Origin of the sequence: Marinifilum breve, assembly GCF_003202155.1 — a bacterium.
In the GTDB taxonomy this organism is placed as follows: domain Bacteria; phylum Bacteroidota; class Bacteroidia; order Bacteroidales; family Marinifilaceae; genus Marinifilum; species Marinifilum breve.
In genome coordinates this window covers 1-521 of sequence record NZ_QFLI01000107.1, presented here as the reverse complement: position 1 = coordinate 521, position 521 = coordinate 1, and the positions used below count along the sequence as shown (strand labels likewise).

The window sequence follows — 521 nt, the reverse complement described above, 5'->3', positions numbered from 1 at the left end:
TTCCTTGAAATCTACGAGAAATCCTTTGTCACAGAGTTGACTTATGCTTATAAGATTGTGTTTCAGTCCTTCAACATAAGCAACATCATCAAAAGATATGTTTCTGTTAGAAATTACTCCATATCCTCTTGTCCTTCCTCTTTTGTTATCTCCAAACGTAACTGCAGGACCATTCTTTTCTATGTAACTTGTGAGCAGAGCCTTACATCCAGTCATGTGTCTTGAACATCCACTGTCCAAGTACCAGATTTGATTCACCTGTTTGCCCTGCACACATAAACAATTTAGGCTAGTTTTGGTACCCATTTCAGTATGGGTCCTGAAGGATTAGTAGGTTTCTTTGGAACCCAGATCTTTTTAACTTTCTTAGCCTTTTTGACTTTTTGATAAACACTGTTATACTTTTTACATGATTGTATTAAGTGTTTTGTGCTCCCACAGTTGTAGCATCTTTTGACTTGTTTAAATTTATGGAAATAAAAACCTGACTCAATATATGCATTTTGATTTTGCAGATCATA

2 protein-coding genes are annotated in these 521 nt (G+C 35.3%); both read right to left on the bottom strand.

The window, feature by feature from the left end:
* Positions 1 to 306, bottom strand: a 306-nt coding sequence (locus tag DF185_RS23875; RefSeq protein WP_438830239.1) for a hypothetical protein, incomplete at its 3' end; no start/stop codon positions are given.
* Positions 285 to 521: hypothetical protein (locus tag DF185_RS23870; RefSeq protein WP_207784750.1), on the bottom strand; the 237-nt coding region annotated here is incomplete at its 5' end. The genes DF185_RS23875 and DF185_RS23870, both read right to left, overlap by 22 nt.